This window comes from Promicromonospora kroppenstedtii DSM 19349 (assembly GCF_000515355.1).
Taxonomy (GTDB): domain Bacteria; phylum Actinomycetota; class Actinomycetes; order Actinomycetales; family Cellulomonadaceae; genus Promicromonospora; species Promicromonospora kroppenstedtii.
On record NZ_KI911634.1, the window covers coordinates 58,739 to 67,261 of the forward strand.

At 71.8% G+C, this 8,523-nt stretch carries 9 protein-coding genes, 1 pseudogene and 1 riboswitch; of the genes and pseudogenes, 7 read left to right on the plus strand and 3 right to left on the minus strand.

Annotation, left to right across the window (positions count from 1 at the left end; genetic code table 11):
• Positions 1-191: 191 nt before the first annotated feature.
• The 3 genes from pnuC to PROKR_RS32510 all read right to left on the minus strand — a co-directional run bounded on the left by pnuC (position 192) and on the right by PROKR_RS32510 (position 2,215).
• Entirely contained in the window at positions 192-878 is a 687-nt protein-coding gene (pnuC, locus tag PROKR_RS06705) for a nicotinamide riboside transporter PnuC (RefSeq protein ID WP_036960963.1), read from the minus strand.
• A 112-nt stretch (positions 879-990) separates the two neighbouring features.
• Positions 991-1,128: riboswitch (FMN riboswitch) on the minus strand.
• Positions 1,129-1,197: 69 nt separating this feature from the next.
• A complete protein-coding gene (locus tag PROKR_RS06710) occupies positions 1,198-1,947 on the minus strand; it encodes a TetR/AcrR family transcriptional regulator (protein WP_036960964.1) in 750 nt (249 codons plus the stop codon).
• Between the two features lie 10 nt (positions 1,948-1,957).
• A complete protein-coding gene (locus PROKR_RS32510) occupies positions 1,958-2,215 on the minus strand; it encodes a hypothetical protein (protein WP_142040780.1) in 258 nt (85 codons plus the stop codon).
• Between the two features lie 24 nt (positions 2,216-2,239).
• Between PROKR_RS32510 and PROKR_RS06715 the strand changes: the two genes are divergently transcribed.
• From PROKR_RS06715 to PROKR_RS06745, 7 genes and pseudogenes are all read left to right on the plus strand, one after another.
• On the plus strand, positions 2,240-2,857 hold the full coding sequence (locus PROKR_RS06715; protein WP_036960966.1) for a DsbA family protein: 618 nt from the start codon (positions 2,240-2,242) through the stop codon (positions 2,855-2,857).
• 21 nt (positions 2,858-2,878) lie between these two features.
• The gene (locus tag PROKR_RS06720) at positions 2,879-3,808 is read left to right on the plus strand and encodes an LLM class F420-dependent oxidoreductase (RefSeq protein WP_036960968.1); all 930 of its coding nucleotides are present in this window, start codon (positions 2,879-2,881) and stop codon (positions 3,806-3,808) included.
• 138 nt (positions 3,809-3,946) lie between these two features.
• A complete protein-coding gene (locus PROKR_RS06725) occupies positions 3,947-4,798 on the plus strand; it encodes a poly(ethylene terephthalate) hydrolase family protein (protein ID WP_245605727.1) in 852 nt (283 codons plus the stop codon).
• Between the two features lie 66 nt (positions 4,799-4,864).
• A complete protein-coding gene (locus PROKR_RS06730; protein WP_036960972.1) occupies positions 4,865-6,154 on the plus strand; it encodes a uracil-xanthine permease family protein in 1,290 nt (429 codons plus the stop codon).
• A gap of 40 nt (positions 6,155-6,194) precedes the next feature.
• Positions 6,195-6,872, plus strand: a complete 678-nt coding sequence (locus PROKR_RS06735) for a TetR/AcrR family transcriptional regulator (RefSeq protein ID WP_036960973.1) — start codon at positions 6,195-6,197, stop codon at positions 6,870-6,872.
• Between the two features lie 70 nt (positions 6,873-6,942).
• Positions 6,943-7,926: an ABC transporter ATP-binding protein gene (locus PROKR_RS06740; RefSeq protein ID WP_036960974.1), complete on the plus strand. Its 984-nt coding sequence runs from the start codon at positions 6,943-6,945 to the stop codon at positions 7,924-7,926.
• Positions 7,923-8,523: pseudogene (locus PROKR_RS06745) on the plus strand (hypothetical protein); the annotation flags it as partial. The gene PROKR_RS06740 and the pseudogene PROKR_RS06745, both read left to right, overlap by 4 nt.

Genomic DNA, 8,523 nt, shown 5'->3' on the forward strand with positions numbered 1-8,523 from the left:
GGCCGCGGGTCGCCAGCGCCTCCCGGTCCGCCGCGTTGCGGGTGGCCACGCCGGCCACCTCGAACCGGTCGGGCAGGGCGTGCAGCACCCGCAGCATGGTGCGGGCGCGGAAGCCCGAGCCGACGATCCCGATCCTGGCCGTGCGCTCCTGTGCGTTCACGAGCGCCGACGCTACGCGACCGGCCGGGCGATCAGGCGGCCGCGACCGCCACCTGGTCCGGGCCGGCGTTCTCCCGGCGGCTGATGCGCCACCACGCGAAGAAGCCGAACAGCGTGAACGCTCCGTAGACCACGTACATGAGCGCGGTGGCCCAGTACCCGGCGGAGAACAGGAGCGGCACGCCCACGAGGTCGACGGCCACCCAGATCAGCCAGAACTCGACCCAGCCCTTGGCCATGCCGTAGGTGGCGAGCACCGAGCCGGTGAAGATCCAGGCGTCGGCCCAGACCGGCTCGTACGAGCCGAGGGTCCGGAAGAGGGGGGTCAGGAGCAGGGTCCCGGCGAACATCCCGGTCACCAGGCCGATGCGGACCCGCCACGAGGCCCAGCGCGGGTGCACCGCGACCGTGCCGGCGCCGCCCGCGCGCTGGGTCTCCCGCCAGCGGTACCAGCCGTAGATCGACACGGCGATGAACATGATCTGCCGGGCGGCCTGGCCGAGCATGTCGGCGCGGCCGGTCTCGCCGAACCAGGAGCCCATGAAGACGGTGAAGAGCAGGATGTTGCCGACGATGCCCACCGGCCAGGCCCACACCTTGCGGCGCAGGCCGCCCAGGGCGGAGGCCAGGCCGAACAGGTTGCCGATGACCTCGCGCCAGTAGATCTGCTGGTCGCCGACCAGGAACGTCGCGTCGTAGGCGGCGCGGAACCAGTCCATTTCTCTTCCCTCTCCAGGTCCGCACACGGGGACTCCGGGGTGAGGGCCGCGCGCCAGGACGGCGCCGACGACGACGCGGTGCCGGCGCCCCGAGGGGTCGACGGCGCGCGTCGCACGTGCTTCCTCCCATCCGGACTTTCACCGTCGGTCCTGGAGTTCCACCAGGTCAACCGGGCTTCTCCCGAAGGAGTCACCCGGGTCGCGGACTGTCACCGCCGGCTCGGAATTTCACCGACCCCGGAGCACGTGTGCAACTGCTGCACGATGTCTAGCGGAACACAGGATGCCACGGCGGCATTCCCACCGGGACCCGCCCGTGTCAGACCAGTGCCTCGCGGACCGCGCGCGCCACCTCGTCGGGCCCGGCCGCCCCCTCGACGACCGTCACGACGACGCGGCGGGTGACCGGCGTGCCGTCGTCGGCCAGGGGGCCGGCGGCCGTGCCCAGGACGGCGGCGCGGCGCAGATCGGCGAACGCCTCCTCCAGCTCGGGCCGTAGCTCCAGCGAGGGTGTGCGCAGCCAGCGCCGCAGGATCGCGTTGTGCACCGCGACCACCGAGGCCGCGAAGGCGATCGACGCCGTGGAGGTGGACCGCTCGGGCGGCAGGGTGTCGCGCAGGTAGTGGGTGAACGCCCGCTCGTAGCGGTGCGTCGTGATGAGCTCGCGGTCGCGCAGCGCCGGCACCTGCTGCAGCAGCGCGTACCGGGCGAGCGACGTCTCACGCTGGCCCACGTGATGGTCGAACACCATGCGCGCCGCGCGGCACACCTCGAGGTACGGGTCGACGTCCGGGTCCCAGCCGCGGCCCAGGTCGTGGCCGGACTCCTCGCTCGCCCGAGCGTCGGGGCGGGTCGCGGCGAGCATGACCACGACCTCCTCGAGCAGCAGCTCGTGGTCGGCGAAGACCACGTCCTCCTTGGAGCGGAACCGGCGGAAGAACGTCGCACGGCTCACCTTCGCGGCGTCGGCGATCTCCTCGACGGTGGTTCCCTCGTACCCCTGCCGGGTGAACAGGTCCACCGCGGCGTCGACTGCCTGCGCGTGCGTGTGGGTCCGGACGGCGGTCATGCCAGGCAGGCTACCGCGTGCCCCCCGGGCGCCGTGAAGAGTCTTTGAGCGAGGAATGGGGTTCATGATGCGAATTTTCCCGTTTGCCGGAGATCTTCCCTGACTGCAGCCTGCGCAGGTAGCGCACCTCGCGCACGGCCGTCAGCAGGCCGAGGACACCGGGCACCGCGGCCCACGGGTGACCGAGGATCACGCCCACCAGGCACACCAGAAAGATCACCCCGCCGGCGACGACGGTGGCGAGGCTTCCCCAACGGATCCCGGTCACGCAGGTGAGCGTAGTCTGCTGCGCGTGACCGAGACCGCTGACCGTCCCGTCGTCGACGTCTACGTCGACCCCCTGTGCCCCTTTGCCTGGATCACGTCGCGCTGGGCCCTCGAGGTGGCCCGGATCCGCGACGTCGAGCCCACCTTCAAGCTCATGAGCCTCTACCTGCTCAACAAGGACCGCGACATCCCGGACGACTACCGGGCCCGCATCGAGAGCTCGCGCGGCATCGGCCGTGTCGCCGCGGCCGTGCAGACCGACCACGGGCCCGAGGCGTTCTCCGCCTTCTACACCGCCGCCGGTACGCGCATCCACAACCAGCAGGACAAGGCGTTCGACGACGTGGCCGTCGCGGCGCTCGCGGAGGCCGGCCTGCCCGCCGAGCTCGCGCGCGTGGCGACCTCCGAGGACTACGACGAGGAGCTCGCGGCCTCCCACAAGGCGGGTATGAAGCCCGTCGGAGACGACGTCGGCACGCCCACCATCCACGTCGACGGCGTGGCCTTCTTCGGTCCCGTGCTCACGCGCATCCCGCGCGGCGAGGAGGCCGGCGCGCTGTTCGACGCCGCCGTGGCGCTCGCGCGGTACCCGTACTTCTACGAGATCAAGCGGTCGCGCACGACCGACCCCCAGTTCGACTGACCGACCGGCACCAGAGGAAACATGACTCTCGACCTCCGCATCTTCGTCGAGCCCCAGCAGGGCGCGACGTACGACGACCAGCTCGCGGTCGCCCAGGCGACCGAACGGCTGGGGTTCAGCGCCTTCTTCCGTTCCGACCACTACCTCGCCATGGGTGACCGGGACGGCCTGCCCGGGCCCACCGACTCCTGGATCACGCTGGCCGGCCTGGCCCGCGAGACCTCGACCGTGCGGCTCGGCACGCTCGTCTCCTCGGCGACGTTCCGGCACCCCGGCGTGCTCGCCATCCAGGTGGCGCAGGTGGACCAGATGTCCGGAGGCCGCGTGGAGCTGGGACTCGGTACCGGCTGGTTCGCCGCCGAGCACGCCGCCTACGGCATCCCGTTCCCCGACAAGCGGTTCGGCATCCTCGAGGAGCAGCTCGCCGTCGTCACCGGCCTGTGGGGCACGCCCGTCGGCGAGAAGTTCTCGTTCTCGGGCGAGCACTACCAGATCACCGACTCGCCCGCGCTGCCCAAGCCCGCGCAGTCGAAGATCCCCGTGCTGGTCGGGGGAGGCGGCCCGCGCCGCACGCCCGCCCTGGCGGCGCGGTACGGCGACGAGTACAACCAGTCCTTCCCGGAGATCAGCGAGATCGGCCCCCGGATCAAGGTCATCGAGAAGGCGCTCTCGGATGCCGGGCGCGACCCCGGTTCGATCGTCCAGTCGGTGGCGCTCGTCGCCGCGATCGGCAAGGACGAGGCCGAGTTCACGCGGCGTGCTGCGGCGATCGGCCGCGAGCCGGCGGAACTGCGCGAGCACGGCATCGCCGGCACCGTCGCCGAGGCCGTGGACCGGCTCAAGGCCCTCGAGGCCGACGGCGTCCAGCGCGTCTACCTCCAGGTGCTCGACCTGGCCGACCTCGACCACCTCGACCTGGTCGCGCGCGAGGTGCGCCCGCAGCTCGGCTGACGTCTCCTGCCTGCGCACGGGCCGCCCCGCCACCTGACGGGACGGCCCGTGCGCTTCCGCAGGCCGTCGCGGTGAATGTTCCTTAGGGTCTTCCCAGCCGCTCCTCGCGACAGACCCCGGGAGAAGTCCATGCAGAGCATGTCTCGTGTTGCCCGTGCTTCGCTGGCCGTGACGGTGCTGGCCGCCGGGACGCTCGTCGGGCCGGCCGCCGCCTCCGCCGACGACGGCCTCCGGCGCGGCCCGGACCCCACCGAGGCGAGCATCGAGGCGCCGCTGGGCCCGTTCGCCGTCGAGCAGCTCGTGATCCCACGCACCGCCGCAGAGGGATACGGCGGCGCCACCGTCTACTATCCGGCTGACACGTCCGAGGGCACGTTCGGCGCGGTCGCCGTCTCGCCCGGCTACACGGGTACCCAGGCGAGCATCGCCTGGCTCGGGCCGCGGATCGCCTCGCAGGGCTTCGTCGTCGTGACGATCGACACGAACTCCCCGGCCGACTCGCCCGCGCAGCGCGGCGACCAGCTCCTCGCCGCGCTCGACCAGCTCCGGGACACCGCGGTCGCGGACCGCGTCGACCACACCCGGCAGGCCGTGATGGGCCACTCGATGGGCGGCGGCGGCAGCCTGGAGGCGGCCAAGGACCGCCCGGCCCTGCGCGCCGTCGTGCCCCTCACGCCGTGGAGCGTGGACAAGACGTTCCCAGAGGTCGGCGCGCCGACGCTGGTCGTAGGTGCCGAGGACGACACGGTGGCCCGGGTGCGACTGCACGCCGAGCCGATGTACGAGTCGCTCCCGGCGGACGGCGACAAGGCGTACCTGGAGCTGCGCGGCGCGGCCCACGACGCCCCCAGCCTGCCGGGCACGACCGTCGCCCGCTACGGCATCTCCTGGCTCAAGCTTTACGTGGACGACGACGAGCGCTACGCGCGGTTCCTCTGCCCCGCGCCGGAGCCGGACGAGCAGATCAGCGAGTACCGCAGCACCTGTTGACCGGTCCGTACCCGCTGACCGCTAAGATCCGCGCGACACTTTCGTTGCGAGATCAAGGACAACACAATGGGACTCGGCTGGAAGCTGCACGGTGACGGGGCCCGCATCGCCCCCGGTGAGGTGGTCGCCCCGCACGAGCGGCTGAGCTGGCCGCGGACCGTGGGGATCGGTCTGCAGCACATCGTCGCGATGTTCGGCGCCACCTTCCTGGTGCCCATCCTCACCGGCTTCGACCCGGCGACGACGCTCTTCTTCTCGGCGATCGGCACCATCGGGTTCCTGCTCATCACGGGCAACAAGCTCCCGAGCTACCTGGGGTCGAGCTTCGCGTTCATCGCACCGATCCTCGCGGCCACGGCGTCGGCCGGGCAGTCCGCCGCGATCGGCGGCATCTTCGCCACCGGCCTGCTCCTGGCCCTGGTGGGCGTGGTGGTGCACTTCGCGGGGCCGCGCTGGATCCAGGCCGCCATGCCGCCCGTCGTCACCGGTGTGATCGTGGCCCTCATCGGGCTCAACCTGGCGCCGGTGGCGTGGGGGTCGTGCGATGCGGACGGCAACTGCACCGGCTTCCAGGCCTCGCCGGTCACGGCCGTGGTCACCCTTGCGTCGATCATCCTGATCCAGGTGCTGTTCCGGGGAATCATCGGCCGCCTTGCGATCCTGCTCGGCGTGGTGATCGGCTACGCGTTCGCGAGCGTGCGCGGCGAGGTCGACTTCTCCCCGGTGACGAAGGCCGACTGGTTCGGCCTGCCGCACTTCACCGCGCCGTCGTTCGACCCGGCCGTGCTCGGTCTCTTCCTCCCGGTCGTGCTGGTGCTCATCGCGGAGAACGTGGGCCACGTGAAGTCGGTGGCCGCGATGACCGGCCGCGACTACGACAAGCTCACGGGTCGCGCCCTCCTGGCCGACGGAGTGGCCACCACCCTCGCCGGTCTCGGCGGCGGCTCCGGCACCACCACGTACGCGGAGAACATCGGCGTCATGGCTGCCTCCCGCGTGTACTCGACGGCCGCCTACTGGGTTGCCGCGTTCGGCGCGCTGGTGCTCAGCATGTCGCCCAAGTTCGGCGCGCTGATCAACACCGTGCCGCAGGGCGTGCTCGGCGGCGTCACCACCATGCTGTACGGGATGATCGGCATCCTCGGCGCCCGGATCTGGGTGCAGGCCAAGGTCGACTTCTCCGACTCGGTGAACCTGACCACGGCGGCCGTGCCGCTGATCATCGGCATCGCGAACTTCACGTGGGCGGCCGGCGACCTCGAGTTCGGCGGCATCGCGCTGGGCACCGCCGCTGCCCTGGTCATCTACCACGTCATGCGCGCGATCGGCCGCTGGCGGGGGACCGCCAAGGGCTGACCCTGGACAGTCGGCTGAACGCGTGGTTAGCATCTTGAACATGCGTTCAGTCGACGGTGCCGAGGACCTCACGTCCCGCGCCAAGATCCGGGACACGGCGGTCAGCCGGTTCGCGGTGGAGGGCTTCGGAGCCTCGATCCGCACCATCGCTGCCGACGCCGGCGTGAGTGCCGGCCTCGTGATGCACCACTTCGGATCCAAGGACAAGCTGCGGGCCGAATGCGACGCGCAGGTCCTGGCCACGATCGGGCGGCTCAAGCGGGAGAACGTCGCCGACGCCGCCGCGAACCAGAGCTTCTTCTCCAAGTTCGCGGCCGCGGAGGAGAACGCGAGCCTCGTCGGCTACATCCTGCGGTCCATGCAGGACGGCGGCCCGCTGGCGCGGGAGTTCATCGACCACATGGTCAGCGACGCCGTCGGCTACACCCGGGAGGGGGTCGCCGCCGGCGTCATCGTGCCCAGCCGGGACGAGGCCGCCCGCGCCCGGTACCTCACCCTCTCCGCCCTCGGTGCCCTGCTGCTCGAGGTGACGCTCGACCCACCGGAGAATCCTGCCGACCTCGCCGGGATCGTCCGCGGATACCTGACCAACAGCTACCTGCCGATGATGGAGCTGTTCACCGAGGGGTACCTGACCTCCCGGCGCATGCTCGACGACTACCTGATGTACGTCCCGGACCCGCCGGCTCAGGACGGGCTGGCGCCCGCCGCCGGCTGACCGGTCCTGCCGGCCGACCCTGGCGCCGCCCTGTCACGTCCCCACCCCGACGTCAGAGAGCGAACGAGCCATGACCGCCACACCTGCGATCGAGATCCACGACCTGCACAAGTCCTTCGGCGCCGTGCAGGCGCTCGACGGCCTGAACCTGACCGTCCGTCCAGGAGAGGTCGCGGGATTCCTCGGCCCCAACGGGGCGGGCAAGTCCACCACCATCCGCGTCCTGCTCGGCTTGCTGCGGCCCGACTCCGGACGGGCCAGCCTGCTCGGTGGTGACCCGTTCGCGCAGGCCGTCGACCTGCACGGGCGGCTCGCCTACGTGCCGGGCGACGTCACGCTCTGGCCCAAGCTCACGGGAGGCGAGGCGATCGACCTCCTGCTCCGGCTCCGCGGGGTCACGGTCGACCGGAAGCGCAAGGAGCGCATGCTCCAGCGTTTCGAGCTCGACCCGACCAAGCGGGCCGGCACCTACTCCAAGGGCAACCGGCAGAAGGTCGCCCTGGTCGCGGCGCTGAGCGCCGACGCGGAGCTGCTGGTGCTCGACGAGCCGACGTCGGGGCTGGACCCCCTCATGGAGGCGGTGTTCCAGGACTCCATCCGCGAGGCGACGGCCACCGGCACCTCGGTGCTGCTCTCCAGCCACATCCTCGGCGAGGTCGAGGCGCTGTGCGACACCGTGACGATCATCCGCAACGGCAAGGACGTGCAGTCCGGCACGCTCGCCGAGCTGCGCCACCTCACGCGGTCCAAGGTCTCGGCCGTGGTCAGCGGGGACGTCGCCGCGCTGGACTCGGTCGCGGGCGTGCACGACCTCGTCGTGAGCGACGGCGGGGGCGCGGCGGCGTCCGGTGCGCCGGCGTCGCGCATCGCGTTCCACGTGGACGACGACGCGCTGCCCCGGGTCACCCAGGTCCTGGCGGGCCTGGAGCCGCACGGCCTGACCATCGAGCCGCCGTCGCTGGAGGAGCTGTTCCTGCGGCAGTACGGCGACGAGCTCGAGCGGCTCGAGGACGCGCCCGCCGACGGCGGTTCCGTGAAGGCAGGCCGGCGATGACCGCGACGACGTTGCCGGCCGTCCCGGTGCTGGAGCGCCCCGCGCTCGCGCTGCGGGGCGCATTCGCGGGCACGGGCGACCTGCTGCGGCTCGCGCTGCGCCGCGACCGCGTGCTCCTGCCCGCGCAGATCCTCGTGTGCGCGCTGCTGTTCGTCAGCACCCTGAGCTCGGTGTCCGAGCTGTACGGGACCCAGGAGCAGCGCGACACGATCCAGGCCACCCTGGTGACCAACCCGGCGTTCCTGGTGCTGCTCGGGCCCTACGAGAACACGGGGTCGATCGCGTCGACGGTCTCGTGGCGCGTCGGCATCTTCATGGTCGCTGTCTTCGGCGTGCTCGCCGCCATGGCGGTGGTGCGGCACACCCGCAAGGAGGAGCAGCTCGGCCGGCTGGAGCTCGTACGGGCCGCCCGGGTGGGCTCGCTGGCACCGCTGGTCACCGGCCTGCTCGTCGGCGTGCTCTTCTCGGTCGTCTCGGGTGCCCTGACCACCGCGGTGGTGTGGTCGGAGGGGCCGTCCGCCGGCGCCGTCGCCCTCGGCGCGCAGGTCGCCGGGATCGGGCTGGCGGCGTCCGGCCTCGCGGCGGTGGCGGCGCAGG

Excerpts from the sequence above, each read along its gene's own strand:
- pnuC (WP_036960963.1), bottom strand. The coding sequence starts at position 878 with ATGGACTGGTTCCGCGCCGCCTACGACGCGACGTTCCTGGTCGGCGAC.
- PROKR_RS06735 (WP_036960973.1), top strand. The coding sequence starts at position 6,195 with ATGCGTTCAGTCGACGGTGCCGAGGACCTCACGTCCCGCGCCAAGATC.
- PROKR_RS06710 (WP_036960964.1), bottom strand. The coding sequence starts at position 1,947 with ATGACCGCCGTCCGGACCCACACGCACGCGCAGGCAGTCGACGCCGCG.
- PROKR_RS06730 (WP_036960972.1), top strand. The coding sequence starts at position 4,865 with ATGGGACTCGGCTGGAAGCTGCACGGTGACGGGGCCCGCATCGCCCCC.
- PROKR_RS06720 (WP_036960968.1), top strand. The coding sequence starts at position 2,879 with ATGACTCTCGACCTCCGCATCTTCGTCGAGCCCCAGCAGGGCGCGACG.
- PROKR_RS06725 (WP_245605727.1), top strand. The coding sequence starts at position 3,947 with ATGTCTCGTGTTGCCCGTGCTTCGCTGGCCGTGACGGTGCTGGCCGCC.
- PROKR_RS06740 (WP_036960974.1), top strand. The coding sequence starts at position 6,943 with ATGACCGCCACACCTGCGATCGAGATCCACGACCTGCACAAGTCCTTC.